We start from the raw sequence: 24,820 nt of genomic DNA, 5'->3' as shown, positions 1-24,820 counted from the left end.
ACCCTTCTCCCCTTGCGGGGGAAGGTGGCTCGCGGAGCGAGACGGATAAGGGGTCGTGCCGTCGTCTGATGCTGAAGGGTGCTGACCTCATAGGCCTGCGTGACCCCTCATCCGCCCCTCCGGGGCACCTTCTCCCGCAAGGGGAGAAGGAGGCCTAGGCCCTTACCGCTCCACGCCCGTCCGCCACGCCCAGCGCGACCAATGCGGAGGCGGCGATCTGGTCGGCGTTGAGGCCGGCGGTGGCGTACATGGCGGCGGGGGTGTCCTGGTCCTGGAAGACGTCCGGCAGGCAAAGGGTGCGGACCTTGAGGCCGGCGTCGAGCGCGCCCCTCTCGGCCAGAAGCTGGAGCACGAAGGCGCCGAAGCCGCCCATGGCGCCCTCCTCCACCGTGATCAGGCACTCGTGCTCGCGGGCCAGACGCAGGATCAGGTCGGCGTCGAGCGGCTTGGCGAAGCGGGCGTCGGCGACGGTGGCCGAGACGCCGCGCGCGGCCAGCAGGTCGGCGGCCTTGAGCGATTCCTGCAGACGGGTGCCCAGCGACAGGATGGCGACGGCCGTCCCCTCGCGCACGATGCGGCCCCTGCCGATTTCGAGGGGGGCGGCCAGTTCGGGGATCTCGACCCCGACGCCGTCGCCGCGCGGATAGCGGAAGGCCGAGGGGCGGTCGTCGATCTCGCAGGCGGTGGCGATCATGGCGGCCAGGTCGGCCTCGTCGGCGGCGGCCATCAGGACCATATGCGGCAGGGCGCCCATGAAGCCGATGTCGAACGAGCCCGCGTGGGTCGCCCCGTCGGCCCCGACCAGACCGGCGCGGTCCATGGCGAAGCGGACGGGCAGTTTCTGGATCGCCACATCGTGGACGACCTGGTCGTAGCCGCGCTGCAGGAAGGTCGAATAGATGGCGCAGAAGGGCTTCATCCCGTCGGCGGCGAGGCCGGCGGCGAAGGTGACCGCGTGCTGCTCGGCGATGCCGACGTCATAGGTCCGCTTGGGAAAGGCCTGTCCGAACAGATCGAGGCCCGTGCCCGAGGGCATGGCGGCGGTGATGGCCACGATCGAGGGATCGCGCTCGGCCCGCTTGATCAGCTCGGTCCCGAACACCTTGGTGTAGCTGGGGGCGTTGGAGACGGACTTGGACTGCTTGCCCGAGACCACGTCGAACTTGACCACCGCATGCAGCTTGTCGGCGCTGGACTCGGCCGGGGCATAGCCCTTGCCCTTCTGGGTCACGACGTGGACCACCACCGGACGGTCGGTGATGGCGGCGGCGTTCTTCAGGATGGGGACGAGGTTGTCCATGTCGTGCCCGTCGACCGGACCGATGTAGTAGAAGCCCAGCTCCTCGAAGAAGGTGCCGCCGACGACCATGCCGCGGGCGTATTCCTCGGCCTTGCGCGCCGCCTCGCGGAACGGGCGGGGCATGTGCTGGACGACTTCGCGGCCGAATTTGCGGAAATTCTGATAGGCGCCGCCCGAGACCTGTTTGGCCAGATAGGCGCTCATGCCGCCGACCGGAGGCGCGATCGACATGTCGTTGTCGTTGAGGATGACCGTCAGCTGGCCGGTCGTCTCCGCGGCGTTGTTCATCGCCTCATAGGCCATACCGGCCGACATGGAGCCGTCGCCGATGACGGCCACGACCTTGTTGGTCTCGCCCTTCTGGTCACGCGCGGCGCAGAAGCCGAGGGCGGCGCTGATCGAGGTCGAGGCGTGGGCCGCGCCGAACGGGTCGTATTCGCTCTCGCTGCGCTTGGTGAAGCCCGACAGGCCGCCCGGCTGGCGCAGGGTGCGGATGCGATCGCGGCGGCCGGTCAGGATCTTGTGCGGATAGCACTGGTGGCCGACGTCCCAGATCAGGATGTCGTTGGGCGTGTCGAAGACGGCGTGCAGTGCGGTGGTCAGCTCGACCACGCCCAGACCCGCGCCCAGATGGCCGCCGGTGACCGACACCGCGTCGATCGTCTCGGCCCGAACCTCGTCCGCCAGCTGCTTGAGCTGGGCGATGTCGAACCCGCGGAAGTCGGCGGGGACGTTGACGGTGTCGAGCAGAGGGGTCTCAGGCATTTCAACTCTGTAGTCCGAGATCGGAGAAGGCGCGAGTGTCCTTGTCGTCGCCGTGGACTTTAGGCAAGCCTCAGGCCCACAAGATGTTCCCACCGTGGACAATCCGTCCAGATAAGGCTCAGGCCGTCCAGATCCGGTTCAGGAGCGCCGGTTCAGGACGAAGTCGACGCTGGCCTGGAGGTTTAGGGCGTCGTGGCCGAAGACGTCCAGATGGCTGCGGGCCTGATCGGCCAGGTGGGCGACGCGGTGGCGGGCCTGATCGACGCCCAGCAGGGTGACGAAATTGGTCTTGCCCATGGCCGCGTCCTTGCCGCCGGCGGCCTTGCCGAGGATGTCCTCGTCGCCGTCGACGTCCAGCAGATCGTCGACGATCTGATAGGCCAGGCCGATGTCGTGGGCGAAATTGATCAGGGCCTGCTGATGGATCTCGCGGGCGTCGGCGATGATCAGCGGGATCTCGAAGGCGTAGGTGAACAGGGCGCCGGTCTTGAGCCGCTGCATCCGGGCGACGCCGCCGAGGTCATCGCGCACGCCCAGCAGGTCGATCATCTGGCCGCCCGCCATGCCGCGCGCGCCCGAGGCGTAGGACAGACGCCGGGCCAGTTCGCAGCGGACGTTCGGGTCCTCGTGCGTGTCCTCATGCAGGAGGATGTCGAAGGCGGCGGTCTGCAGGGCGTCACCGGCGAGGATGGCAGTCGCCTCGTCATAGGCGATGTGCAGGGTCGGACGACCGCGGCGCATGTCGTCATTGTCCATGGCCGGCAGGTCGTCGTGGACCAGCGAATAGGCGTGGACGCATTCCAGCGCGCAGGCGGCGCGCAGCACCGGCCGCTCCTCGATGTCGAACAGCCGCGCCGCCTCCATGGCGAAATAGGGCCGCAGACGCTTGCCGGGACCGAGCGCCGCATAGCGCATGGCCTCGGTCAGGCGGGATTCGGGGCCGTCGGCGCGGGGCAGCAGCTGGTCGAGGGCGACGGTGACGAGGTCGGCGACCTCGGCGACGCGGTCGATCACCGATTGTTCGGGCGAGTTGGCGGCGTGCGGCTTCGCGGTCGTCAAAACAGTCGCCCCCCGATCACGGCGTCGCGGTCGACGCCGACCAGAACCACCTCGCCGTCGGCGTCCGGGAAGCCGAGGGTCAGGACCTCGGACATGAAGGGGCCGATCTGGCGCGGCGGGAAGTTGACCACGGCGGCGACCTTGCGGTCTTCCAGCTGGTCGAGGGTGTAGAGTTTGGTGATCTGGGCCGAGGAGCGTTTGACGCCGATGTCCGGGCCGAAGTCGATGGTCAGCTTGAAGGCGGGCTTGCGCGCCTCGGGGAAGGCCTCGGCCTTGAGCACCCGGCCGATGCGGATATCGACCTTCATGAAGTCGTCGAAGACGATGCGTTCTGAAACGGGAGGGGCGGCCACCGCTGAAGTGGTCGAACCGGCCATCAGTTGAACTCGGCGGGCTCGACGCCCTTCGCAGAACCGTCGGCGCCGACGACGATCTTCTCGACGCGCAGCTGGGCGGCCTTGAGCCGGGCCTCGCAGTGGGCCTTCAGACGCGCGCCTTCCTCATAGAGGGTGATCGATTCCTCCAGCGGCGCCTGACCCGACTCGAGGCGGGAGACGATGTTTTCCAGGCGCGCGAGAGCGTCTTCGAAGCTGAGATCGGCGGTGGAGGGAGCGGTGTCGGTCATCACCGACCGTTATGGCGGGGCGCGACGGCCTCGCCAAGCCTCAACGCTTCTCGTAGCGACGCTGTGACCAGTATTTGAAGCCCTGGTTGTGGACGAGGGCCCAGCCGCGCGCCTTCAGACAGGCGCCGACCATATGGTTGAAATAGCCGTGGGCCAGGACCAGCACGTCTTCGCCGGTCCCGGCGCGCTCGATCAGCAGAGCCGCGACGCGGTCGGCGCGACCTTCCGCCTCAGCCCGGGTCTCCTGGCCTTCGTGGTGGTTGAAGGCGTGCCACCAGAAGCGGGCGACGGCGCCCCAGTATTTGGGCGGCAGCTTGAACCAGGCCGGGAAATGCGGCGGCGGCAGGGGCGCCTCGATGAACAGGACGTCGGAGGTCACCTCGCGCCCGGCCGAGATGGCGGCGGCGGTTTCCTGGGCGCGCGGGCGGGTCGAGGCGAAGATCACCCCGGCGCCGGCGGCGGTGGCCAGAAGCTCGGGCGGCGGAGTCTGGCCGGGGCGCAGGCCTCCGACCTCATAGCGGGCCCACCAGTCGCGGTACTGATCCGAGGTCAGCATACATTTGCGCGACAGGGCCGGTTCGCCGTGCCGGGTCAGGACGATGGCCCCGGGCTTCGCGGCCGGAAGGCCTGCCGAGCCGGCGCCAGTCAGGGATTCGGGGGTGTCGAGGGTGCGGGCCGGGAGGGTCATGATGAAAGGATGCGCGCGGAATTACCCTGCGTTCTGCGTCCCTTAGTCCTCCCCCAGAGCCTGAACATGAGCGACCGCCGAACGGCCGAGCCCTTCTAGGTCGTAACCGCCCTCGAGCGAGGACACAACCTTGCCGCCGCATCGACGACGCGCGACCTCGACCACGGCGCGGGTCGCCCAGGCGAAATCCTCGGCCTCGAGCGACTGGTGAGCGAGCGGATCGCGGCGGTGGGCGTCGAAGCCGGCGGAGATCAGGATCAGGTCCGGAGCGAAGGCGTCGAGCGCCGGCATCAGGGTCCCGGCGAAGGCGGCGCGCCAGTGCTCGCGGGCCGCATGGGGCGCGATCGGGGCGTTGACGATATTGCCGACGCCGGTCTCGGACGCCGCCCCCGTGCCCGGATAGAGGGGCGACTGGTGGATGGAGGCGAGGAACAGGCTGTCGTCGTCCTCGAACGCCGCCTGGGTGCCGTTGCCGTGATGGACGTCGAAATCGACCACGGCGACGCGGGCCAGACCCAGCGACTGGGCCACGCGGGCGGCGACGGCGACATTGGAGAACAGGCAGAAGCCCATGGCCTTGCCCGGCTCGGCGTGGTGGCCGGGCGGACGGACGGCGGCGAAGGCGCGGGTCATCTCGCCGGCCGCGACGGCGCGCACGGCGTCGACGGGGGCTCCGGCGGCCAGACGGGCGGCGCGCAGACTGCCGGGGGCGAGAACCGTGTCGGCGTCGAGCTGGCTGAAGCCCGTCGCGGGCTCGGCGGCCAGCAGGCGGGCGACGTGGGCGGCGGGATGGACCCGCTCAAGATCGCCGACGGCGGCCTCGGTGGCTTCTCGTCTGTCGCGGCCCAGACCGGCGTCGGCCAGGGCGTCGAGCACGGCGGTCAGCCGCGCCGGGCGCTCGGGGTGACCTTCCCCGGCGTTGTGGGCGACCATGTGGGAGTGGGTGAACAGGGAGACCATGCGATAAATACGTTAGGACCTCCGATCAGGATTGTCGCGGATGACGAGGGACTTCGCGCGCGGTAATCCCCCGCCATGAACAGACTCGACGACGTCACCATCCGCCCCGGCCGCGCTGAAGACGCGGAAGCCCTGTCGGCCCTGGGCCGCCGGACCTTCGTGGCGACCTTCGTCGACGGCTTCGGCATCCCCTACCCGCCCGCGGATCTGGAGGACTATCTCGAGTCGAGTTTCGGGGTGGCGGCGACGGCGAAGAAGCTGGCGGAGCCGGGCGCGGCCTGGTGGGTAGCCGAGCGAAACGGCGAGTTGCTGGCCTTCGCCAACGCCGGACCGAACGGTCTGCCCCACCCCGACGCCCGGCCCGAGAACATGGAACTGCGCCGCCTCTACGTCGGCACGGGCGCGCAGGGGCTGGGCCTGGGCACCACCCTGCTGAAACTGTCGCTGGAGTGGATGGAGGCCGAGACCGACGGCCCCCTCTGGATCGGCGTCTGGAGCGGCAATGTGAAGGCCCAGAAGCTGTACGAGGCCTATGGTTTCGCGAAGGCCGGGGAATATCTCTATCCGGTCGGCGACTGGCGCGACCACGAGTTCATCTTGCGGCGAGACTGATCGAGGTTCAGGTTCGCCCCATGCTCCTCCCCTTCTTCACCGCCCTGCGCGAGGCCAAGGTTCCGGTCTCGACCAAGGAATGGCTCCACCTGATGGAGGCCATGGACAAGGACGTGGCCGGCGGACGGGTCGAGGACTTTTACCATCTGTCGCGGGCGGTGCTGGTCAAGGACGAGAAGCACTACGATCGGTTCGACCAGGTGTTCGGCAAGGTGTTCAAGGGGGTCGAGAGCGTCGGGATCGGCGACGACCTGACCACCGACATCCCCGAGGACTGGCTGAAGCTCCTCACCGACAAATATCTGACCGACGAGGAGAAGGCCGAGATCGAGGCCTTGGGCGGGTTCGACAAGCTGATGGAGACGCTGAAACAGCGTCTGGAGGAGCAAAAGGAACGGCACGAGGGCGGGTCTAAATGGATCGGCACGGGCGGGACCTCGCCCTTTGGCCACGGCGGCTACAACCCCGAGGGCGTGCGCATCGGCGGGCCCGGCAAACAGGGCCGCGCGGTCAAGGTCTGGGAGAAGCGCGAGTATCGCAACCTCGACGACACGGTCGAGCTGGGCACGCGCAACATCAAGGTGGCCCTGCGCCGTCTGCGCCGGTTCGCACGCCAGGGCGCTCCGGACGAGCTCGACATCGACGGCACCATCGACGGAACGGCGCGTCAGGGCTGGCTGGACATCCAGATGCGGCCCGAGCGGCGCAACACGATCAAGGTCCTGCTGTTCCTCGACGTCGGCGGCTCGATGGACGGCCATATCAAACTGGTCGAGGAGCTGTTCTCGGCGGCGCGGACCGAGTTCAAGAACCTCGAGTTCTTCTACTTCCACAACTGCCTCTACGAAGGGGTGTGGAAGGACAACCGGCGTCGGCATTCCGAGCAGACCCCGACCTGGGAGGTGCTCAACAAATATCCGGGCGACTGGCGGGCCATCTTCGTCGGGGACGCGACCATGAGCCCCTATGAGGTCACCATGCCCGGCGGCTCGGTCGAGCACTGGAACGAGGAGGCCGGCGCCGTCTGGCTGAGGCGCGCCCGTCAGCAGTGGGACAAGTCGGTCTGGCTGAACCCCGTCGCCGAGAAATACTGGAGCTACACCGCCTCGGTGAAGCTGATCGACGAGGTCATGGACCAGCGCATGTTCCCCCTGACGCTGGATGGTCTGGACCGGGCCATGCGGGCCCTCACCCGCTAGGTTGGCGCGATAAGGCGGCGCGGTAGCTTTTCCCCTCACACGGGTGCAGTCTGGAGTCTCGTTCAGGAGTATCCGTGATGCTGACCGCCGTCTTCGCCGCCCTGATGCTGCAACAGGCCGCCGGGATGATCTCCTGGAACCCGCCGCCCGCGCCGGATCCGGAGGCGCCGGTCGAGGCCGCGGCTCCCGTCCCTGCCGGGCCGGTCACGACGATCCCCGAATGGGGCCTGGCCGATCCGTTCGGCTGGGAACGGTCGCAGTGCAGTCCGATGATCCGCAAGGACGCCTCGATGGAGTTGTGTCAGGCCCGGGTCCGCACCGATCTCGCCACCGCGCTCGGCGACAAACTGCCGGCGGGGCTGCAACCCAGCGGCGTCGAGGGTTGCCGTCAGGTCTCCAACGGGGCCGGCGGATATGAGCTGACCTGCGCCCCACCCCGTCGCGAAATGGCCGCGAGCACCGCCCCGGTCGCCGAGGTCTGCGAGGAGCGGCCGTCCGCCACCGGCAGCGGCGGCGTCAATTTCGAGCGCCGCTGCACCCCGGCGACCGGGCCCAAGCCCGATGAAGGCGGCCTGAAGTTCCGCCTGGGCGGCGACTGAACGCAAAAACGCCGCCCGCGAACGGACGGCGCTTTCGATGAAATAGACCGATGCTAGTTGCGGCGGTCGGAGTCGCGCAGGCTGTCCTTGGCGCCGCCAAAGGCGTTCTGGACCTTGCCGGTCAGCTGGTCGGCCTTGCCTTCGGCTTTCAGTTTTTCGTCGCCGGTGATCTTGCCGGCCGCTTCCTTGATCTTGCCGCCGACATTCTTGACGGCGCCGTCGATACGATCTTGATCGGGCATTGAAATCTCCGTTTGCACGGCGTCGCGAGGGAGGCGGCGCTTCGGATAGTCAAACCCCGGCCAGAGGCGCGAGTTCCCGGACAGAGGGATGTTTACGGCAACGTACGGTCGGCTTCGGCGAGTGCGGCTGCGCGATAGGTTTCCATCAAGGCCAATACCTCGGCGGCCGGCGCGCGCGTCCATTGGATGACGCCGTCCAGCCCCATGCCCCGCAGGAGGAACCCCACCGGTCCCTTCCGCCTGGCCTCTGGCCGAAACGTCCAGCCGATCGCCCCTCTCATCTCCTGAAGCCCGACACGCTCGGCGGCGAGAAACAGCTCCTGGATATCGATCCAGCGAAAGAAGGCCGGTTCCCAGAACCCCTTGCGCCCATAGAAGAACCCCTTCGCCGTCAGGACCAGTTCAGGCGGGCGAATGAGAAGCCAGACCGAGATCACCATGATCGGTGTCCAGATCAAGCCGTACCAGGGTTGGCCCTGCCACCAGAGAAAGGCCTCGAACAGGGCGAGCGCGGGCAGCATCAGCCCATAGGGCCAGCGCACGAGCGGCAGACGCCGAACCGGCAGCGTCAGGTCCTGAGCCATTTCGCGACCGCCCAGGCGTGGGCGTCATGGCGCAGTTCGGCCAGGGCCGTGCGCGGGTGGAGCCAGACCAGTTCGTGGTCGGCCTCGACCTTCACCGCCGGATTGAGCGCGATCATCTCGGCGATCCACAGGCCGCCGATATTGTTCATCGGCCGGGTGTCGGACTTGCGGAAATACTGGCCGGCCTCGGCGATGCGCTCGACCGGACGGACGGTCATGCCGGTCTCTTCGAGGAACTCGCGGATCAACGCCTCCTCCTCGGTCTCACCCGCCTCAACCGCCCCGCCGGGCAGGTCGTAGTAGGACCGGGCGCGCTCGACGCGGACGCAGGCCAGCTTCTGGTCGTGGAACACCAGGCCGAAGGCCGTGGGCCGTTCCGGATAGTCGACGCCCGGATCGCGACGGCCGAACTGGAGCGCGGCCGCCATGGTCAGAGGTCGAAGGCCAGGCGGGCGCGGACGCCCTTGTGCGCATGGTCGAACTCGACGACCGAACGCAGGCCCGAGGCCATGGCCGAGATGATCTTGCCTCCGAGGCCCGTACCCTTGGGCGAACCGTCTCCCATGCCGGGCCCGTCGTCCTCAACGGTCAGAAGCGCGCGGCCGTCGGCGTCGGGCCGCAGGATGATGCGGATCTCGCCCCCCTGCCCCGGCGCATAGGCGTATTTGACGGCGTTGGTGACCAGTTCGGTGACGACCACGCCCAGGGACACGGCCTGGTCGGTCGAAACGCGCATGGGAACGGCCTCAAGAACCAGGGTCGGGGAGCCTTCGTCGGGGCCCAGGGACTTGCCCAGTTCGTCGATCAGCCCGGCGAGGTACTCATCCATGGCGACCGAGGACATGTCGCCCGATGTATAGAGACGGCGGTGGACGTGGGCCACGGCCTCGATCCGGGCCTGGGCCTCGCGCAGGGCGTTGCGAGCGCCGTCGTCGGCGAGATGGCGCAGCTGCAGCGACATGAAGGTCGAGACCAGCTGCAGGGAGTTGCCGACCCGGTGATTGACCTCGCGCAACATGGCCTCGGCGCGGTCGCGGGCCAGACGCACCTGTTCGACGGCCTCGTCGTTCTCGCGCTGCAGGCGGCGACGCAGCAGGGCGTCTTCCAGGGCCGAGCGCAGCAGGGAGGTGAAGTCCTCCGACACGTCCTTGATCACATAGTCGGCGGCGCCGGCGCGCAGGGCGGCGACGGCGATGCGGCCTTCCTGGGCGCCTGTGACATAGACGACCGGAGGCGGGCTCGGCATGGCCAGGATGTCGGGCAGGACGTCGAGGCCGTCGCGGCCGGGCATGTAGTGATCCAGGGCGCAGACGTCGTAGGTCGCCGCCGCCAGAGCCTCCAGCCCCGCATCCCCGTCGACGGCGCAGGTCACCTCATAGCCATGCCGGCCCAGTTCCTTCTGGACCAGCCGGGCCAGGCCGGCGTCATCGTCGATGTAGAGGAGCCGGGTGAGCCTGGACTCTGGCGGCTTTTCAGATGTCATTCGATGTCGGGCGCCTGCATCACCGACAGGAACAGGCCCAGCTGGCGGATGGCGCCGGCGAAGCTTTCATAGTCGACGGGCTTGGTGATGTAGACGTTGCAGCCCAGGTCGTAGCAGCGCTGGATCTCGGCCTTGTCGTCGGTGGTGGTCAGGACGACGACGGGCGCGCGGCGCAGCCGCTCATCCTTCTTGACCTCGGCCAGGATGTCCGTGCCCTGCATGTCGGGCAGGTTGAGGTCCAGCAGGATCAGCATCGGGCCGTTCGAGCGGATTTCGTCCGAGAACAGATAATCCAGCGCCGGCTGGCCGGAATCGAAATGCACGATCTCGTTGGAGATGTTGGCCCGGCGGATGTTTTTCTCGATCAGCTTGGCGTGGCCATGATCGTCTTCGACCATGACGATCTTTACAGGGGTGCTCACAGGGTGTCTCCGGCCTCGTCAAGGATGAGGCGTTTGGGGAATTTCAGGCGGAATGTCGAGCCCTCGCCCAGTTCGGATTCCAGGGTGATCTCGCCGCCCAGCCGGCGAACGCTGTTGCGCACGAAGGCCAGGCCCAGCCCCTCGCCCTGGGTGTCCTGACGGCCGGCGCGGCGGAAAAGCTCGAAAACCCTTTCGTGGTCTCGCGGAGCGATGCCTCGGCCATTGTCCGTCACCGCATATTCGACCCAGCCGCCGGGCGCTTCCCGACCTGAAACGACGATATGGCCGGGTCGGGCCGGATCCAGATATTTGACCGCGTTGTCGATCAGATTGCCGAACACCTGTTCGATCGACAGCCGGTCGTTCTCGAACGAGGGCAGGGTCTCGACGACCACCTCGGCGCCCTTTTCTTCGGTCTGGTGACGGATGCTGTCGGCAATGCGTCCGGCCATGGCGGTCATGTCCAGCCGTTCGGGCGTCAGGGTGCGGCGCCCTTCGCGAGACAGCTTAAGGATGGCGTTGATCAGCCGGTCCATCTTCTCGGTGGAGGCGCGGATGAAGCCGACGGCCTCGGGCATGTCCTCGCGGACGGCGGCGACGACTTCGGGATCGACCTCGCGCTCGACCTCGGCCCTGGCGATGGCGCGTTCGATGGTCTTGCCTGCCTGCTCCAGTTCGGAGGTGTAGCCCATGACGTTGACCAGCGGCGAGCGCAGGTCGTGGCTGACGATATAGGCGAAGCGCTGGACCTCTTCATTGGCGCGGATCAGGGCGCCCGTGCGCGCCTTGACGGTGTCCTCCAGCCCCGCGTTGACGCGATCCAGCTCGGCGCGAGCGGCATTGATCTCGGCCAGATAGCGCCGAACCAGCATGAAGATGATGCCGGCGAGGACGAGGATCAGGGCGCCGGCGATGGCGTTGACGATGACGGTAAACAGGCCCGATCGCGCCGACTGGGCGCGGCGGTCGTCCAGCACCTGGCCGAGATGGACGTCGAGCCGGTTCAGTTCGGCGGCGAGCTCTTCGGTCAGGGCCTGCCCCTGCCCCGTCCGCACCCGGCTGACGGCCTGCCCGATGCGCCCCTGGCGCGCCAGATCGAGGGTCCCGGACATCTCGAGGAATTTGTCCCGCGTGATCCGGCTCAGGGCTTCGGAAGAGGCCAGAATGACCTCGTCGCCGGCCGCGCGCCGCTCGAAATCGGCGAAAATGGGCGGCAGGGCGGCCTTCTGCTTCTCGAAGGTCGCCAGGAAACCGGGCTGGCCCGTCAGCAGGAAGCCGCGTTGAGCGGTCTCGGCGCCCTGGACCGTCAGGGTGATGCTGCGGGCGGTCCGGCGCATCTGCCAGGCGGCGTCGACCTGGGCGTTGTAGGCGGCCGTACGGCTGATCATCACGAAGGTCGAGACGTTGACCAGCAGCAGGAGGATCAGGGCGCCGGTCAGCAGAAGAACAACGGATCGGGCGAGGGACGAGGTTCGCAGGAACTCACGCCACCGGGAGAAAAGCCCCATTGAGGGGAAGCGGCTGGCGGATTCCACTGACATGGGTGAAGCTTTAGCCGGGCTTTGGCCGCTGTCCAGCGTCGTCGCGCAACCGGAGGGGTTGTGAAGCGATTGTTCCGGCGGGCCAAAGCGTTGGGAGCGCCGTCGACATGGTTTCGTGGTGGTGGGTGATACCGGCCTTGGTGGCCTTTGTGAGCGCCGTGTTCGTACTGAACGGGCTGGTGTCGCTGTTCCGGGGCCGACCGTTCAGCGGCATCCTGAAGATGATCGGCGGCGGTATCGTTCTCTGGGCCGCCCTGGCGCTCGTGCTGCTGGCCCTGAACGTCCAGACCTATGCCCGGCTGACCTATGAGCGGCCGGTGGCGACCATCCAGCTGAGGAAGCTGGCGCCCCAGTATTTCGAGGTCACGGTCATCGAGCCGCCGGCAGCGAAGGACGAGCCGGAACGGGTCGCCGTCTATCCGGTCAACGGCGACGACTGGCGCGTCGACGCCCAGGTGCTGAAATGGAAGCCATGGGCCAATGTGCTGGGGCTGGATGCGCAGTACCGGCTGGACCGCCTGTCGGGCCGCTATCAGGATATCGAACAGGAACGGACCGGCGCCCGCAGCGTCCACGCCCTGTCCGGCGGCGACGAGACCGTGAAGGTCATGGGCGCGACCGTGCCGTGGAAGATCAGCGCCTGGGACGCCGCGCGCCGCTACCGCCGCTACGTCGACGCGGTCGACACCCTCTATGGGTCTGCTGCCTATATGCCGATGGCCGACGGGGCCCGCTACGAGGTCTGGATCACCCAGTCCGGCCTGATCGCCCGCCCGGTCAATGAAGCGGCCCGCAACGCCTCGGCGGGCGGGTGGAGCGGGGTCAACTAGGGGCGCAGGCGCCGGGGTCGTCGCTGCGGATCAGGCAGGCCATCCGTCGTCCGCGTTCGGGGCCGTAACGCTCGGCCAGCCGGGTCTCGAACAGGGTCCATTTGGAACGCGAGTCGGCGACGGCGGCGGTGACGGCGCGAGCGAAACCGCCATCGGCGCCCCTCCCCTTGCCGTCGGTGCTGGCGGCCGGATCGCGCATGTCGATCAGGCCTTCGTCCTTGTTCAGATCAGCGTGGCGCACGCGGCCCCGGCAGAACAGAAACTCGGGCACGAATTTGAAGCAGCCGGACACCAGTCCCTCGGGAAAGGCCGCCTCCGTCGAGGCCATCCACGGCGCGGGCGCGTCATGGCCCAGACGCGCGGCCTCGAACGGCGTCGCCGCGCTGACCGGGGCGTCGGTCCAGTTGGTGTGGGAATAGAAGTCCTGGGTGGTGTGAAAGACGAGGCCCATATTCTCCAGCGCCCGGCAGCGCGCCGGACCTTCGTCCTTGCCCCGGAACCGGCAGTCCTCGGAGGCCGCAATCTGGGCCGGGATCGGCCGCCCCCGGGCGTCCAGCATCTGACCGGCGGCCGTGACCGCGTCCTCCAGCCTGTCGAAGACGAAGGCGCGGCAATTCCTCAGGCGGTCGGCCGCCTGGGTGCGCGTTTGGCGGTATTCGTCCCTCGGCAGCCAGTCGCCGCCGTCGCAATGGGCCGCGCCGTTCAGGATCAGGCCTCGCCCGGGGCGGTCCGGCGCGCCCACGGCTCCGAACTTCCCTCGCCCCCCGCCGAACACCCACAGGGTCATGGGGCCCAAGCCGGAGTCCTTCAGGGCAAGGGCCGTGATCTTCGCATGCTCTTCATGCTGACCGAAGACCGCCACGGTTCCGAAGGCCTGCCCCGTCCGGGGCGCCCACGTCGCCATCAGGACGGCAAGGCCGATCAGCAGCGGGCCGCGACGCCAGCCGGCCGAAGCCCGATCTCGAGTGGAAATCCCCATGCCCGCCCCCTCGACGAACCACGATAGGCGAAGGGGCGGAGTTGTCCAGATCAGGGTTTGGGCGTCAGGCCGTCGTGAAGCTGCTGCAGGGTCCAGGCGTCACCGGTGTGGAACTGGCCGTAGAGGGCGTCGAAGGCCGCGCCCGGAACGAAGCCGACGCCCTCGAGATCGATCCGGGTCCCGCCTCCACTCGGGGTCAGGGTGATGACGGTCACAGTACGGCCGAACGCCTCGGCATGGGCGAATCCGGCCGGCGCCTGGATGTTGCGGATCGCCAGCATTCGGCCGGGGACATAGGCGACGATCTGGTTCTTGATGGTCCCCGGCGAGCCGGGCGCCACGGCCGGATCATAGCTGGCCTCGATCACCCCATCGAGCCGTGGATCGATCGCGGCTCTGGCGACGCCGAGATGGGCGACCCAGCCCTCGGGCGTGGTCAGCACTTCCCAGACCTGGGCCGGAGGGACCGGGACGACCGCGCTGAGGCTGATGACCCGCTCGCCGTTCGCCTCGGTGCGGGAGGCGTCGGTCACGGCGGGAAAATCGGCCATCTGGGCCGAGGCTGGCGCCGCGACCGCGAGGCACAAGAGGGCGGCGAGGGCGAACTGACGCATCATGTCACGGCTCCTGAAGGACCGGCGGCGATGACGACACGGGCGAGGGAGGCTGTCCAGCGGGGCGCGACGCCGCGACGCGGTCGGAGACGACCCTAGACCTGGCCGATGGTCTTCAGACGGGCCTTGGGGTGGACCTCATTCTGGCTCATCACCACGGTCTGGCCGCGGAAGCGTTCGATGATGGAGCGGACGTAGGGGCGGATCTGCGGGCCGGTCAGCAGGACCGCGGTCTCGCCCGCCATGGCGGCGCGTTCGAAGACGTCGCGGACGTTGCGGATGAAGTCCTGCAGGCGCGACGGGGCCATGGCCAGCTGCTTGTCCTCGCCCTGCCCGACCAGGGCCTCGGCGAAGGCGGCCTCCCATTCCGGCGACAGGGTGACGATCGGCAGGGCGCCGTCGTCGCCCTTGTGCTGCCAGCACAGCTGACGCGCCAGGCGGCTGCGGACATGCTCGACCAGGGTGGTCACCGACGAGGAGTGCGGCGCGGCCTCGGCGAGCCCTTCGAGGATGGCGCCCAGGTCGCGGATCGAGACCTTTTCCTTGAGCAGGGCCTGAAGAACGCGCTGAAGCGTGGTGACGGTGACGACCGAGGGCACCAGTTCGTCGACCAGCTTCTTCTCCTCCTCGCCCAGTTCCTTGATGAGCTTCTGGACCTCTGCATAGGACAGCAGATCGGCCATGTTTTCCTTGAGGATCTCGGTCAGGTGGGTGGTCAGGACCGTCGAGGGATCGACGATGGTATAGCCCCGGAAGGTGGCCTCTTCGCGCAGGGTCTCGTCGATCCAGGTGGCGGGCAGGCCGAAGGCGGGCTCCTTGGTGTGCTCGCCGGGCAGTTCGACCTGACGGCCGGTCGGGTCCATGGCCATCAGCGAGCCCAGACGCACCTCGCCCGACCCGGCCTCCATCTCCTTGATGCGGATGGCATAGCCCTGGGTCGGCAGGCGCATGTTGTCGAGGATACGCACCGACGGGATGACGAAGCCGTACTCCTGCGCCAGCGCCCGGCGCAGGGCGCGGATCTGGTCGGTCAGGCGACGACCTTCCAGATCGTTGATCAGCGCCAGCAGCGAGTAGCCCAGCTCGATCTTGACCTCGTCGATGGTCAGGGCGGTGCCGATGGGCTCCTCTGCGTCTTCCTTGGGCTTGCCGCCGGCGACCGCGGCCGCGGCGGCCTTTTCGGCCTCGGTCGGCTGGGGCTTGAGCCGGGCCCGGCCCAGACGCCAGGCCATGAAGCCGGTGCCGAGCGCCAGGGCGGCGAAGGGGATGATCGGCATCCCCGGGATCAGGCCGATCAGGCCGGCGGCGCCCGAGACCATGCCCAGGCTGACCGGGTTGGTGGCCAGCTGCTGGACCAGGGCCTTGTCGGCCGTGCCCTCGACGCCCGCCTTGGACACCAGGAAGCCGGCGGCGATCGAGATGATGATGGCCGGGACCTGGGTCACCAGACCGTCGCCGATGGTCAGCTGGACATAGGTGGAAGCCGCTTCCTGGAAGGGCAGCTGGTGCTGGATGACGCCGATCAGCATGCCGCCGATGGCGTTGATGAAGGTGATGATCAGGCCGGCGACCGCATCGCCGCGAACGAATTTCGAGGCGCCGTCCATGGCCCCGAAGAAGGTCGATTCCTGCTCCAGCTCCTTGCGGCGCAGCTTGGCCTGGTCCTCGTTGATCAGGCCCGACGACAGGTCGGCGTCGATGGCCATCTGCTTGCCCGGCATGGAGTCCAGGGTGAAGCGGGCGGACACTTCGGCGATCCGGGTCGAACCCTTGGTGATGACCACGAAGTTCACCACCAGAATGATGGCGAATATGATGATCCCGATGATGAAGCTGCCGCCCATCATCAGCTGGCCGAAGGCGTTGATCACCTGACCGGCGGCGTCGTGGCCCTCGTGCCCGTGGGTCAGGACCAGACGCGTCGAGGCCAGGTTCAGGCCCAGGCGGAACAGGGTCGAGACCAGCAGCACCGTCGGGAAGATGGCGAAGTCGAGCGGGCGCTTCATCATCAGCGCCGTCATCAGGATCAGCACGGACGACACCAGCGAGATGGCCAGCAGCAGGTCCAGCAGGAATTTCGGGACCGGCAGGATCAGCAGCATGATCACGCCGATGACGCCGAGCGCCATCCCGACCTCGCCGCGCATCAGCCAGCCCTGGACATCCTTGCCGGTCGGACGGGCCATGCCGTCCTTCATCAGGGTGCTGTCGGTCACGCCGCAGCCCCTTCAACCGGGGTTCCGTGACCGAGGGCCGCCAGGCCGCGCCGCGTGGCCTCGGCGATGACGGCGTCACGCGTCTCGGGCGCCAGGCTCTCGGGCGCGTCGTAGAAGACGGCGACCGGGATCGGATCGCCCATGGCCGGATAGACCACGCCGATGTCGTTGGTCTGGCCCGTGCCGCCGGTCCCGGTCTTGTGGGCCACGGTCCAGCCGGCGGGCACGCCCGCCTTGAGACGCTTCTCGCCGGTCGGGCTGTCGATCAGCCAGTCCCACAGAGGGCGATAGCGCGACTGGAAGACCAGGGGCTGATAGGCCTCCAGGATCCAGTTCAGATTGGTCGCGGCCTGGAACGGCAGGGTGGTGTCCTTGTCGCCGTCCTTGCGGTTGAGCTCGGGCTCCAGACGGTCGACGCGTGTCGCGTCGTCGCCGGCGCGGCGATACCAGGCGCGCAGGGCGTCCAGACCGCCCAGCTCGCGGATCAGGATGTTGGCGGCGGGATTGTCGCTGACCTCGACGGTCGCCTTCATCAGGTCGATCAGGGTCATCGTCTGGCCGACGGCGGTTTCGGTGACCGGGGCGTGGTCCAGCATGTCGGCGGCCGTCACGGGGACGGCGCGGTCGGCCTTCTCCTTGCCCTGCTGGATGCGCTCCAGCATGGCGGCGGCCAGGAACAGCTTGAAGGTCGAGCAGTAGTTGAACCGCTCATTGGCCCGCCAGGAGGCGCGATGGCCGTCCAGGATGCTGAGGCCGATGCGGCCGCCGTTCTCGCGCTCCAGATCGGACAGATCGAAGGCCACGTCGCGCGGCGGCAGGGGAACCTGGGTCGACGGCTCTTCGCGCGTGCGCTCGCAGCCGCCCAGACCGATCAGGGTCAGGCCCGCGAGGACGGTTCTACGATCCGTCAACAACGCCATGAATTCAGGCCGCGCTCGCGCCGTAGTTGGCGGCGACGCCGTTCTGCGGGGCCATGATGGCGGTCCCCTCGTCGGCGTATTCGTTCAGCTTGTTGCGCAGGGTCCGGATCGAGATGCCCAGGATGTTGGCCGCATGGGTGCGGTTGCCCAGGCAGTGGGTCAGGGTGTCCAGGATCAGGGTCTTTTCCATCTGCGCAACAGTCTGGCCGACATAGGCGCGCGACACGGCGTCGGCGGTCTGGGCGGCGCGCGCAGCAGGGCCCGAGTCGGCCTGCGCCACAACGCCGGAAAGCGGCTGGCCGTCGGGAAGACGGATGGCCTCGGCGTCGATCTCCGGACCGACGGCCAGCAGGACCGCGCGGTGCATGGCGTTTTCCAGCTCGCGGACGTTGCCGGGCCAGCGGTGGGCGGCGAGCGCCCGACGGGCGTCGGCCGACAGCGGGCGGGTCGGCACGCCGTTGGCGGCGGCGTATTTCTTGACGAAGTGGTCGGCCAGGACAGCGACGTCGCCCGGGCGCTCGCGCAGGGACGGCAGGCGCAGATTGACCACGTTCAGGCGGTACAGGAGGTCTTCGCGGAAGACGCCTTCCGCCACGGCCTTGGACAGGTCGCGGTTGGAGGTGGCGATGATGCGGATGTTGACCGGCACGGGCTTGGTGCCGCCGACGCGGTCGATGACCCGCTCCTGGATGGCGCGCAACAGCTTGGCCTGCAGGCGGGCGTCCATCTCACTGATTTCGTCCAGCAGCAGGGTGCCGCCGTCGGCCTCCTCGAACTTGCCGATGCGGCGGGCCACGGCGCCGGTGAAGGCCCCCTTCTCGTGGCCGAACAGCTCGCTCTCCAGCAGATTGTCCGGGATGGCGGCGCAGTTGACGCTGATGAAGGGACGGTCCGACCGCTTGGAGTTGACGTGCAGATAGCGCGCCATGACTTCCTTACCGACGCCGCTTTCCCCGGTGATCAGGATCGAGGCTTCCGAGCGGGCGACCTGGTCGGCCAGCTTGACCACCGCCTGCATCGACGGATCGGCCGAGATCATCGGGCGCTCGTCGTCGGCGACGGCCGACAGGACCGCGGCGATCAGATCGGCCTCGGGCGGCAGGGGGATGAACTCCTTGGCCCCGGCCCGGATGGCGGCGGCGGCCTTGTCCGCGTCGTTATCGACGCCGCAGGCCACGACCGGAACGAAGATCCGCTCGGCGTCATTGGCCGCGATCAGGCCGGAGATGTCGAGGTTGTAGTCGACCATCAGCAGGTCGGCCCCCTGCCCGCGCCGGAGCTGCTCCGTCGCCTGATCGGTGCGCTCGACGTGCTGGACCTTGGCGCCGTGCGCCATGGCCATCTTCACCGCCGCCGCGAGCTGTCCGCTCAGCCTGCCAACCACCAGAAGCCGCATCGGTCTTCTCCTTTAAACTCTTACGCAGAACCGGCGGCCTAGGCCGCCGAGTCCTCGGTCTTGATGATTTCCGTCATGGTCACGCCCAGGCGGTCCTCGACGACGACGACCTCCCCGCGGGCGACCAGACGGTTGTTGACGAAAATATCGATGGCCTCGCCGACCTTGCGGTCCAGCTCCAGCACGCTGCCGCGGTTCAGCTTGAGCAGCTGCGCCACGGTCATATGGGCCTTGCCCAGCACGGCCGAGATGTTGACCGGCACGTCGAAGACGGGGGCCAGGTCGACGGCGCTCTTGTCACCGCCCTCGTCCATCGTCGCCAGTGCGGTGGAGGTCCCGAACTCCTCCAGGGCGAAATCCTCGGCCATCAGAAGTTGCTCCCATTGATGTTTTCAGCGTGCCCGGCCTCGGCGGCCAGGGCGGCATGCAGGGCCTCGCTCATGCGCGCGGCGGCCTCGGCGGGGTCGAAATCGGCGCGGCCGTCGGCCCATTCCAGCTGGAAGGCGGCGGCCGCCATGCCGGGCTCGTCGCGGAAGGCGACCAGACCGGTGAAGCCGGCGTCGACGCAGATGGACTGAAGCTTCGCCTGAACACTCTCGTCCAGACCGCGGGCGCGGATGACCAGACGCGGCGTGGCGTCGATCTCGGAGCCCAGGGCCTCGAGCGCGGCCTGGATCGGGCCGGCGGGGAAGCGTTCCAGGGCGCCGGCGGCCAGGACGCGGGCCGCGGCCAGGGCCAGTTCGGCCGACTGTTCGCGGTGGGTCTGGGCCACGGCGCCGAGCGAGGGGGCGGCGGCCGCGACAGCCTGGCCCAGGGTGACCAGGGCCATGGCGTGCAGGCTCTCGACCTCGGCCAGAGCCGTCTCGCGGCCTTCCAGCCGGGCCTGGGCGATCAGGGCCTCGACCTCGGCCGGCAGATAGGCGCGCTTGGTCGGCTTGAAGGCCTGACCGGGGGTCACGCCACCGGCGTCGTCGAACTCGGTGTCGAAGCTGAACGGGCGGCTGTTGATGGCGGATGTGATCATGTCAGTAAATCAGCTCGTCGTCGGCGCCGCCGGCCCCGGCCAGCATGATCTCGCCCTTGGCGGCGAGGTCCTTGGCGGCCTGGACCATGGCCATCTGGGCCGCATCGACGTCCTTCAGACGCACGGGGCCCATCGATTCCATGTCCTCGCGCATAATCTTGGACGCGCGTTCGGACATGTTGGTGAAGAACATCTCGCGCAGGCCTTCGGAGGCGCCCTTCAGGGCCAGCCCCAGCTGGTCTTTCTCCACAGCGCGCAGCAGGGTCTGGACGCCGCCGGGATCCAGCTTGTTCAGGTCCTCGAAGACGAACATCAGGGCGCGGATACGCTCGGCCGCCTCGCGGTTGCGCTCTTCCAGGGCGCCGATGAAGCGGGCCTCGGTCTGGCGGTCGAACGAGTTGAAGATGTCGGCCATCATCTCGTGGCTGTCGCGCTTGGAGGTGCGGGCCAGGTTGGACATGAACTCGACGCGCAGGGTCTGTTCGATCTTGTCCAGGATTTCGCGCTGGACCGGCTCCATGCGCAGCATCCGCTGCACGCACTCCAGGGCGAAGTCCTCGGGCAGGGAGGTCAGGACGCGGGCGGCGTGGTCGGGCTTTACCTTGGACAGGACCACGGCGACGGTCTGGGGGTATTCGTTCTTCAGATAGTTGGCGAGGACGGCCTCGTTAACATTGCCCAGCTTGTCCCACATGGTCCGGCCGGCCGGACCGCGGATTTCCTCCATCAGTCCGTCGACGCGGTCGGCGGGCATGAAAGCGGCCAGCAGGCGCTGGGTCTGTTCGAACGAGCCCATGACCGCGCCCGAGCCGGTCATGCCCGACACGAACTCCAGCAGCAGCTCCTCGACCACCGTCGCGCTGACGGTGCCGAGACCGGCCATGGCCTGGGAGATTTCCTTGATCTCCTCGTCGTCGAGGTTCTTCCAGAGCTGGGTGTGCTCCTCGCCGAGCGACAGCAGAATGACGGCCGCCTTTTCGGGGCCGGTCAGCTTTTTGGCGTCGTCGACGGAAGGCTTCTTCGTGGTGGCCATGCGCGGAGCCATCAGGTGTCGTGCAGCCAGCCGCGCAGGATCGCGGTCGACTCATCGGGATGGTTCTCGACAAACTCGGCGACCTTCTTGACCGAGGACGCCTTCACCTGACCCTCGATGCGGGCGATGTCGAGCCGCTGGTCCATGTCGGACTGGGGCGCGACCAGTTGCGGCACGCCGTCGACCATCACGGTCTGCAGGTGGGTCACGCCGGGCGCGCCGCCCCCGGCCGCGCCGGCCAGGGCCGGGACGCCCGTCGTATTGGCGGTCTTGAGCAGCGGACGCAGCACGAAGAAGATCAGCAGCAGGCCGGTCACCAGCAGGACCAGCAGCTCGACGCCGCGCATGATGTCGTTCTTGTCGAAGTCCAGCAGCGAGGAGCCGGTCTCGGTGCCGCCGGCGGCCGAGGTGTCGTGGCTGAACCTGGCGTTCTCGACTTTCACCTGGTCGCCACGCTGGGGGTCGAAGCCGATGGCGGCCTTCACCAGGGCGTCGATCTTGGCGATGTCCTCGGCCGAGCGCGGCGCATAGGTCGGCTCGCCCTTGCCGTCCTTGGCCGGGGTCCAGACGCCGTCGATGGCGACCGCGACGGCCAGCTTCTGGACCTGGCCGGCTTCCTTGATCGTGGTCGTGGTGGTGTTGGAGATTTCGTAGTTGGTGGTCTCGGTATTGGCCTTGTCCGACGAACCGGCCGGGGTCGTGGTCGGCGCCGCGCCGCCCGGGATGTTGTTGGTCGCCGTCGCACCGCCCGAGGGGTCGCCGGTGGTGTCGGTCTTTTCCGAGCCGTTGGTCGAGGTCGAGCGGACGACCTGGCCGTCGGGATCGAACTTCTGTTCCTGGGTGGTGGAGCGGCTGTGGTCGATGTCGGCGGTGACCTGGACCTTGGCGGCGCCCGGACCGACGACGCCCTCGACGATGTCCATGATCCGGGCCTGCAGCTGGGCCTCGGTGGCGTTCTTGGAGTCCTGGGCCGAGGCGGCGGAGAAGCCCTCCTCGCCCGAACCGGCGGCGAGCGTCCGGTTGGCGGTGTCGGTGACGGTGACCTTTTCAGGCTTCATGCCCGGCACCGAGGAGGCGACGACGTTGCGGATGGCCTGGATCTGGTCGCCGGTCAGCGGACGGCCGCCGACCCCGACCACGACCGCGGCGGTGGGCTCCCCGGCGGCGGAGGCGAACATCTCGCGACGCGGCAGGGCGATCAGCACCTTGGCCGAGGAAATGCCCCGATAGGACAGGATGGTCCGGCCCAGCTCGCCTTCCAGGGCGCGCTTTTCGTTGAGGTTCTGCTGGAACTCGGTCTGGCCGAGCACCGACTGGTTGTCGAAGATCTCATAGCCGACCGAACCGGTGGTCACGAGTCCCTTGGAGGCCACCATCATCCGGGCGGTGCCGACGTCGTCGCGGTTGACCATGATGGTCGAGCCGTCGCCCTGGGTCTTGTACTTGATGCCGGCCTGTTCCAGCGAGGCGGTGATGTCGCCCGCCTCCTTCAGGTCCAGGTTGGAATAGAGCAGCGCGTCCGGCGCCTGACCCATGCGCAGCATGACGGCGACCAGAACGGCGGCGACGCCGGCGGCGACGCCCAGCACCGCGGCCAGTCGGCCGATCCCAAATCTCTGCAACGCCGCCGTGAAGCCGCCCACGCGTTCCCGCCTACTGAAAATCGGCGGGAAGCCCAACCACGCCCGCTAGGCAGAAACTGCCGCCTGCGTGGTAAATGGCGCGTTAATAGAGGTTACCTTCCTTTGGTTAGTGGCCTTTTTTCAACGCCGGCAGCACCGGAGGCGCCCCCGACGGCAGGGGCGCTGAGGCGTCGCGCAGATAGGCCTCGACATCGCGGTACACCCGCTCGGCGCCGAGGTTGCGGTTCAGCAGATGCCAGCCGTCGTCATAGAAGGCGGTGCGCAGATTGGGCGGCGTCCCGGCCCGCTCCAGCGCCCGCCGCATCGGCCCCGGCTCCACCACCTGATCGTGGGTGCCGTACATCAGGATCACCGGCGCCTTGATCAGGCCGATGCGGTTCGAGGCGCTCTCCATCAGATCGACCAGACCCGAGATGGCGTCGAACCGGGTCGACAGCAGGCTGTCAGGATCGCGGCCGTTGCGGATCAGCTCCAGCACATTGTCCGAGGCCAGGATATGGCGGGCGATGAAGTCCGGCGGCTCGACCGACAGGTCGCCGACGACGCGCGAGGTGATCCACAGACTGGTGCGGTTGAAGATGTTCTGGCTGGACCAGCCCCAGACGCCGGGGGCCAGCAGGACCACGCGGTCGGCGTCCGGCGGACGGTCGGAGCCGAAGGCGGCGGCGGTCACCGACCCGCCCATGCTCTCGCCGACGACGGCCAGGGTCGCCTCGGGACGCCGCGCGCGAACCAGGGCGGTGATGGTGCGCAGATCCTCGGTCATCAGGGCCTCGCCGCCCCAGACGCCCTTCTGCGGCGCCTGGCCGAAGCCGCGCTGGTCGAAGCTCCAGACCTCGATCCCGTGCGCCGCCCACCAAGGCCCGGCGAGGCGGAAGGAGGCGTCGTGGTCGTTCATCCCGTGCAGGGCCACGATGGTCGCCCACGGCTTCCCGTCGGCGGGGGCCCAGTGCAGGAAGGGCAACCGCGCTCCGTCCTGAACGATAAAGGCGCCGGTCATCCCGGGCGCGGGCGCGTCCTCGATGCGCGGCCCCGAAAAGCCCGCCGGCGGCGTCAGCGGCGACTGGACCAGAGGCGTGGCGCAGGAGGCCAGGGCGAGCGCGGAAAGGGCGGCCGCGATCAGCCCGGATATGCGAAAGGTCATGATCTCAGAATATCCGACACGCGTCGGCGCAAGTAAGGCACGATCTCCGCCTCGAACCACGGATTTTTTCTGAGCCAGGCCGTGTTTCGCCACGAGGGGTGCGGCAGAGGCAGAATGTCGGGCGCGAAGGCCCGCCAGTTCCGGACCGTCGCGGTCATGTCGCGGCCGAAGCCATCGCCCAAAGCCCACTTCTGGGCATGGCCGCCGACCAGCAGGGTCAGCTCCATCCGCGGCAGGGCGTCGAGAAGCCGGGGCCGCCACAGCTCGGCGCAGCGACGCGGCGGCGGATAGTCTCCACCCTTGGGCGCCGTGCCCGGATAGCAGAAGGCCTGGGCCGCCACCCCGATGCGGTGATCGGCGTAGAAGGTCGCATAGTCGACGCCCAGCCACTGGCGCAGCCGGTCGCCGGACGGATCGGTGAAGGGCAGACCACTCTCGTGCACCCGCCGCCCCGGCGCCTGGCCGCAGATCAGCAGCCGGCTCTCGGGAAAGACGCGGACGACAGGTCGTGGGGTGTGCGGCAGTTCGCCCAGACAGGCGCGGCAGGCGCGGATGTCGGAAAGGACGTCGTCCAGATCGGATCCCGAAGGATCAGGCGAAGTCGCCATCGTCCTCGTCGGTGACGGGCGGCAGCGCAGCCTTCGCAGCGGCGGCTTCCTCGGCCGTCGGCAGGCGCAGACGGACGACGCCCTTCATGGCGTTCGGATCGATCGCCTTGCCCTTCTTGGTGATGGTCAGCTTGCCCTGACGCATCAGGCCCAGGGCCACGGCGCGCACCTTGGGCAGCATCCGCTGCCACTGCTCGGGCTGCAGATCCTTGGCCACGTCGGAGGGCTCGATGCTCTTGCCGTTGTCGCCCTTGGGGTCGATCCGGGAAAGTTTTTCGAAGATTGCGGTTTCGATGGGGTCGCTCATCGCGCCTGTATGCTGCATTGCAGGTCC

28 protein-coding genes are annotated in these 24,820 nt (G+C 68.3%); 4 read left to right on the top strand and 24 right to left on the bottom strand.

Going from position 1 to position 24,820, the window contains the following annotated elements:
- Positions 1 to 154: 154 nt before the first annotated feature.
- The 6 genes from dxs to IFJ75_RS02930 form a co-directional block, all read right to left on the bottom strand.
- Complete coding sequence (dxs, locus tag IFJ75_RS02955; RefSeq protein ID WP_207871117.1) at positions 155 to 2,065, bottom strand: 1-deoxy-D-xylulose-5-phosphate synthase; 1,911 nt, start codon at positions 2,063 to 2,065, stop codon at positions 155 to 157.
- A gap of 138 nt (positions 2,066 to 2,203) precedes the next feature.
- The gene (locus tag IFJ75_RS02950; protein WP_207932443.1) at positions 2,204 to 3,079 is read right to left on the bottom strand and encodes a polyprenyl synthetase family protein; all 876 of its coding nucleotides are present in this window, start codon (positions 3,077 to 3,079) and stop codon (positions 2,204 to 2,206) included.
- Positions 3,080 to 3,120: 41 nt separating this feature from the next.
- Entirely contained in the window at positions 3,121 to 3,501 is a 381-nt protein-coding gene (locus IFJ75_RS02945) for a tRNA-binding protein (RefSeq protein WP_207871115.1), read from the bottom strand.
- Positions 3,501 to 3,749, bottom strand: a complete 249-nt coding sequence (locus IFJ75_RS02940) for an exodeoxyribonuclease VII small subunit (protein WP_207871114.1) — start codon at positions 3,747 to 3,749, stop codon at positions 3,501 to 3,503. The genes IFJ75_RS02945 and IFJ75_RS02940 overlap by 1 nt, the downstream gene beginning before the upstream one ends.
- Before the next feature lie 40 nt (positions 3,750 to 3,789).
- Positions 3,790 to 4,437, bottom strand: a complete 648-nt coding sequence (locus tag IFJ75_RS02935; protein WP_207871112.1) for a histidine phosphatase family protein — start codon at positions 4,435 to 4,437, stop codon at positions 3,790 to 3,792.
- Between the two features lie 42 nt (positions 4,438 to 4,479).
- Positions 4,480 to 5,397, bottom strand: coding sequence for a histone deacetylase family protein (locus IFJ75_RS02930; RefSeq protein ID WP_225896958.1), 918 nt, complete (start codon positions 5,395 to 5,397; stop codon positions 4,480 to 4,482).
- A 75-nt stretch (positions 5,398 to 5,472) separates the two neighbouring features.
- On the opposite strand from IFJ75_RS02930, the gene IFJ75_RS02925 reads away from it, so the two are divergent.
- The 3 genes from IFJ75_RS02925 to IFJ75_RS02915 all read left to right on the top strand — a co-directional run bounded on the left by IFJ75_RS02925 (position 5,473) and on the right by IFJ75_RS02915 (position 7,807).
- Positions 5,473 to 6,009 (top strand): GNAT family N-acetyltransferase, encoded by a 537-nt coding sequence (locus IFJ75_RS02925; protein ID WP_207871110.1) that lies wholly within the window; start codon positions 5,473 to 5,475, stop codon positions 6,007 to 6,009.
- Positions 6,010 to 6,029: 20 nt separating this feature from the next.
- Positions 6,030 to 7,208: a vWA domain-containing protein gene (locus IFJ75_RS02920; RefSeq protein ID WP_207871108.1), complete on the top strand. Its 1,179-nt coding sequence runs from the start codon at positions 6,030 to 6,032 to the stop codon at positions 7,206 to 7,208.
- 77 nt (positions 7,209 to 7,285) lie between these two features.
- The gene (locus IFJ75_RS02915; protein ID WP_207871106.1) at positions 7,286 to 7,807 is read left to right on the top strand and encodes a hypothetical protein; all 522 of its coding nucleotides are present in this window, start codon (positions 7,286 to 7,288) and stop codon (positions 7,805 to 7,807) included.
- A gap of 53 nt (positions 7,808 to 7,860) precedes the next feature.
- Here IFJ75_RS02915 and IFJ75_RS02910 read toward each other — a convergent pair whose 3' ends face one another.
- The 6 genes from IFJ75_RS02910 to IFJ75_RS02885 all read right to left on the bottom strand — a co-directional run bounded on the left by IFJ75_RS02910 (position 7,861) and on the right by IFJ75_RS02885 (position 12,079).
- Entirely contained in the window at positions 7,861 to 8,049 is a 189-nt protein-coding gene (locus tag IFJ75_RS02910; protein WP_207871104.1) for a CsbD family protein, read from the bottom strand.
- A 92-nt stretch (positions 8,050 to 8,141) separates the two neighbouring features.
- Complete coding sequence (locus tag IFJ75_RS02905) at positions 8,142 to 8,633, bottom strand: hypothetical protein (RefSeq protein ID WP_207871102.1); 492 nt, start codon at positions 8,631 to 8,633, stop codon at positions 8,142 to 8,144.
- Positions 8,618 to 9,061: an NUDIX domain-containing protein gene (locus IFJ75_RS02900; RefSeq protein ID WP_207871100.1), complete on the bottom strand. Its 444-nt coding sequence runs from the start codon at positions 9,059 to 9,061 to the stop codon at positions 8,618 to 8,620. Before IFJ75_RS02900 ends, IFJ75_RS02905 begins: the two co-directional genes overlap by 16 nt.
- A 2-nt stretch (positions 9,062 to 9,063) precedes the next feature.
- On the bottom strand, positions 9,064 to 10,116 hold the full coding sequence (locus IFJ75_RS02895) for a sensor histidine kinase (RefSeq protein ID WP_207871098.1): 1,053 nt from the start codon (positions 10,114 to 10,116) through the stop codon (positions 9,064 to 9,066).
- Positions 10,113 to 10,538: a response regulator gene (locus IFJ75_RS02890; RefSeq protein ID WP_225896957.1), complete on the bottom strand. Its 426-nt coding sequence runs from the start codon at positions 10,536 to 10,538 to the stop codon at positions 10,113 to 10,115. Before IFJ75_RS02890 ends, IFJ75_RS02895 begins: the two co-directional genes overlap by 4 nt.
- Positions 10,535 to 12,079, bottom strand: a complete 1,545-nt coding sequence (locus tag IFJ75_RS02885; protein WP_225896956.1) for a sensor histidine kinase — start codon at positions 12,077 to 12,079, stop codon at positions 10,535 to 10,537. Before IFJ75_RS02885 ends, IFJ75_RS02890 begins: the two co-directional genes overlap by 4 nt.
- 158 nt (positions 12,080 to 12,237) lie before the next feature.
- Here IFJ75_RS02885 and IFJ75_RS02880 point away from each other — a divergent pair, with 158 nt between their 5' ends.
- Positions 12,238 to 12,909 carry a hypothetical protein gene (locus IFJ75_RS02880; RefSeq protein ID WP_225896955.1) on the top strand — a complete coding sequence of 224 codons (672 nt, stop codon included), beginning with the start codon at positions 12,238 to 12,240 and terminating at the stop codon, positions 12,907 to 12,909.
- On the opposite strand, the gene IFJ75_RS02875 is transcribed toward IFJ75_RS02880, so the two are convergent.
- From IFJ75_RS02875 to IFJ75_RS02820, 12 genes are all read right to left on the bottom strand, one after another.
- On the bottom strand, positions 12,902 to 13,888 hold the full coding sequence (locus tag IFJ75_RS02875) for a hypothetical protein (RefSeq protein WP_207871094.1): 987 nt from the start codon (positions 13,886 to 13,888) through the stop codon (positions 12,902 to 12,904). The genes IFJ75_RS02880 and IFJ75_RS02875 overlap by 8 nt on opposite strands.
- A gap of 50 nt (positions 13,889 to 13,938) precedes the next feature.
- Complete coding sequence (locus IFJ75_RS02870; RefSeq protein ID WP_207871092.1) at positions 13,939 to 14,505, bottom strand: SRPBCC family protein; 567 nt, start codon at positions 14,503 to 14,505, stop codon at positions 13,939 to 13,941.
- Positions 14,506 to 14,597: 92 nt separating this feature from the next.
- Positions 14,598 to 16,700 carry a flagellar biosynthesis protein FlhA gene (gene flhA, locus IFJ75_RS02865; protein WP_207932439.1) on the bottom strand — a complete coding sequence of 701 codons (2,103 nt, stop codon included), beginning with the start codon at positions 16,698 to 16,700 and terminating at the stop codon, positions 14,598 to 14,600.
- 14 nt (positions 16,701 to 16,714) lie between these two features.
- Positions 16,715 to 17,638: a class A beta-lactamase gene (bla, locus tag IFJ75_RS02860; RefSeq protein ID WP_207871090.1), complete on the bottom strand. Its 924-nt coding sequence runs from the start codon at positions 17,636 to 17,638 to the stop codon at positions 16,715 to 16,717.
- Positions 17,639 to 17,642: 4 nt separating this feature from the next.
- Positions 17,643 to 19,034: a sigma-54-dependent transcriptional regulator FlbD gene (gene flbD, locus IFJ75_RS02855; protein ID WP_207871088.1), complete on the bottom strand. Its 1,392-nt coding sequence runs from the start codon at positions 19,032 to 19,034 to the stop codon at positions 17,643 to 17,645.
- Positions 19,035 to 19,072: 38 nt separating this feature from the next.
- Positions 19,073 to 19,402, bottom strand: coding sequence for a flagellar motor switch protein FliN (gene fliN / locus IFJ75_RS02850; RefSeq protein WP_207871086.1), 330 nt, complete (start codon positions 19,400 to 19,402; stop codon positions 19,073 to 19,075).
- Positions 19,402 to 20,058: a FliH/SctL family protein gene (locus IFJ75_RS02845; protein WP_207871084.1), complete on the bottom strand. Its 657-nt coding sequence runs from the start codon at positions 20,056 to 20,058 to the stop codon at positions 19,402 to 19,404. The genes fliN and IFJ75_RS02845 overlap by 1 nt, the downstream gene beginning before the upstream one ends.
- Position 20,059: 1 nt before the next feature.
- Positions 20,060 to 21,091 carry a flagellar motor switch protein FliG gene (fliG, locus tag IFJ75_RS02840; RefSeq protein ID WP_225896954.1) on the bottom strand — a complete coding sequence of 344 codons (1,032 nt, stop codon included), beginning with the start codon at positions 21,089 to 21,091 and terminating at the stop codon, positions 20,060 to 20,062.
- A gap of 11 nt (positions 21,092 to 21,102) precedes the next feature.
- Positions 21,103 to 22,734, bottom strand: coding sequence for a flagellar basal-body MS-ring/collar protein FliF (gene fliF, locus IFJ75_RS02835; protein ID WP_207871080.1), 1,632 nt, complete (start codon positions 22,732 to 22,734; stop codon positions 21,103 to 21,105).
- 106 nt (positions 22,735 to 22,840) lie between these two features.
- On the bottom strand, positions 22,841 to 23,878 hold the full coding sequence (locus IFJ75_RS02830; protein WP_207871078.1) for an alpha/beta fold hydrolase: 1,038 nt from the start codon (positions 23,876 to 23,878) through the stop codon (positions 22,841 to 22,843).
- On the bottom strand, positions 23,875 to 24,486 hold the full coding sequence (locus IFJ75_RS02825) for a uracil-DNA glycosylase family protein (RefSeq protein ID WP_207871074.1): 612 nt from the start codon (positions 24,484 to 24,486) through the stop codon (positions 23,875 to 23,877). The genes IFJ75_RS02830 and IFJ75_RS02825 overlap by 4 nt, the downstream gene beginning before the upstream one ends.
- Positions 24,470 to 24,793, bottom strand: coding sequence for a DUF3253 domain-containing protein (locus tag IFJ75_RS02820; RefSeq protein ID WP_207871072.1), 324 nt, complete (start codon positions 24,791 to 24,793; stop codon positions 24,470 to 24,472). Before IFJ75_RS02820 ends, IFJ75_RS02825 begins: the two co-directional genes overlap by 17 nt.
- Positions 24,794 to 24,820: the final 27 nt, after the last annotated feature.

It is taken from the genome of Brevundimonas goettingensis (assembly GCF_017487405.1).
Classification (GTDB): domain Bacteria; phylum Pseudomonadota; class Alphaproteobacteria; order Caulobacterales; family Caulobacteraceae; genus Brevundimonas; species Brevundimonas goettingensis.
This window is presented reverse-complemented; position numbering and strand designations above follow the sequence as displayed.

What these genes read in the sequence shown, in the direction of transcription:
- dxs (WP_207871117.1), bottom strand. Translation starts at nt 2,065, where the DNA reads ATGCCTGAGACCCCTCTGCTCGACACCGTCAACGTCCCCGCCGACTTC.
- IFJ75_RS02945 (WP_207871115.1), bottom strand. Translation starts at nt 3,501, where the DNA reads ATGGCCGGTTCGACCACTTCAGCGGTGGCCGCCCCTCCCGTTTCAGAA.
- IFJ75_RS02940 (WP_207871114.1), bottom strand. Translation starts at nt 3,749, where the DNA reads ATGACCGACACCGCTCCCTCCACCGCCGATCTCAGCTTCGAAGACGCT.
- IFJ75_RS02935 (WP_207871112.1), bottom strand. Translation starts at nt 4,437, where the DNA reads ATGACCCTCCCGGCCCGCACCCTCGACACCCCCGAATCCCTGACTGGC.
- IFJ75_RS02930 (WP_225896958.1), bottom strand. Translation starts at nt 5,397, where the DNA reads ATGGTCTCCCTGTTCACCCACTCCCACATGGTCGCCCACAACGCCGGG.
- IFJ75_RS02925 (WP_207871110.1), top strand. Translation starts at nt 5,473, where the DNA reads ATGAACAGACTCGACGACGTCACCATCCGCCCCGGCCGCGCTGAAGAC.
- IFJ75_RS02920 (WP_207871108.1), top strand. Translation starts at nt 6,030, where the DNA reads ATGCTCCTCCCCTTCTTCACCGCCCTGCGCGAGGCCAAGGTTCCGGTC.
- IFJ75_RS02915 (WP_207871106.1), top strand. Translation starts at nt 7,286, where the DNA reads ATGCTGACCGCCGTCTTCGCCGCCCTGATGCTGCAACAGGCCGCCGGG.
- IFJ75_RS02910 (WP_207871104.1), bottom strand. Translation starts at nt 8,049, where the DNA reads ATGCCCGATCAAGATCGTATCGACGGCGCCGTCAAGAATGTCGGCGGC.
- IFJ75_RS02905 (WP_207871102.1), bottom strand. Translation starts at nt 8,633, where the DNA reads ATGGCTCAGGACCTGACGCTGCCGGTTCGGCGTCTGCCGCTCGTGCGC.
- IFJ75_RS02900 (WP_207871100.1), bottom strand. Translation starts at nt 9,061, where the DNA reads ATGGCGGCCGCGCTCCAGTTCGGCCGTCGCGATCCGGGCGTCGACTAT.
- IFJ75_RS02895 (WP_207871098.1), bottom strand. Translation starts at nt 10,116, where the DNA reads ATGACATCTGAAAAGCCGCCAGAGTCCAGGCTCACCCGGCTCCTCTAC.
- IFJ75_RS02885 (WP_225896956.1), bottom strand. Translation starts at nt 12,079, where the DNA reads ATGTCAGTGGAATCCGCCAGCCGCTTCCCCTCAATGGGGCTTTTCTCC.
- IFJ75_RS02875 (WP_207871094.1), bottom strand. Translation starts at nt 13,888, where the DNA reads ATGGGGATTTCCACTCGAGATCGGGCTTCGGCCGGCTGGCGTCGCGGC.
- IFJ75_RS02870 (WP_207871092.1), bottom strand. Translation starts at nt 14,505, where the DNA reads ATGATGCGTCAGTTCGCCCTCGCCGCCCTCTTGTGCCTCGCGGTCGCG.
- flhA (WP_207932439.1), bottom strand. Translation starts at nt 16,700, where the DNA reads ATGAAGGACGGCATGGCCCGTCCGACCGGCAAGGATGTCCAGGGCTGG.
- bla (WP_207871090.1), bottom strand. Translation starts at nt 17,638, where the DNA reads ATGGCGTTGTTGACGGATCGTAGAACCGTCCTCGCGGGCCTGACCCTG.
- flbD (WP_207871088.1), bottom strand. Translation starts at nt 19,034, where the DNA reads ATGCGGCTTCTGGTGGTTGGCAGGCTGAGCGGACAGCTCGCGGCGGCG.
- fliN (WP_207871086.1), bottom strand. Translation starts at nt 19,402, where the DNA reads ATGGCCGAGGATTTCGCCCTGGAGGAGTTCGGGACCTCCACCGCACTG.
- IFJ75_RS02845 (WP_207871084.1), bottom strand. Translation starts at nt 20,058, where the DNA reads ATGATCACATCCGCCATCAACAGCCGCCCGTTCAGCTTCGACACCGAG.
- fliG (WP_225896954.1), bottom strand. Translation starts at nt 21,091, where the DNA reads ATGGCCACCACGAAGAAGCCTTCCGTCGACGACGCCAAAAAGCTGACC.
- IFJ75_RS02830 (WP_207871078.1), bottom strand. Translation starts at nt 23,878, where the DNA reads ATGACCTTTCGCATATCCGGGCTGATCGCGGCCGCCCTTTCCGCGCTC.
- IFJ75_RS02825 (WP_207871074.1), bottom strand. Translation starts at nt 24,486, where the DNA reads ATGGCGACTTCGCCTGATCCTTCGGGATCCGATCTGGACGACGTCCTT.
- IFJ75_RS02820 (WP_207871072.1), bottom strand. Translation starts at nt 24,793, where the DNA reads ATGAGCGACCCCATCGAAACCGCAATCTTCGAAAAACTTTCCCGGATC.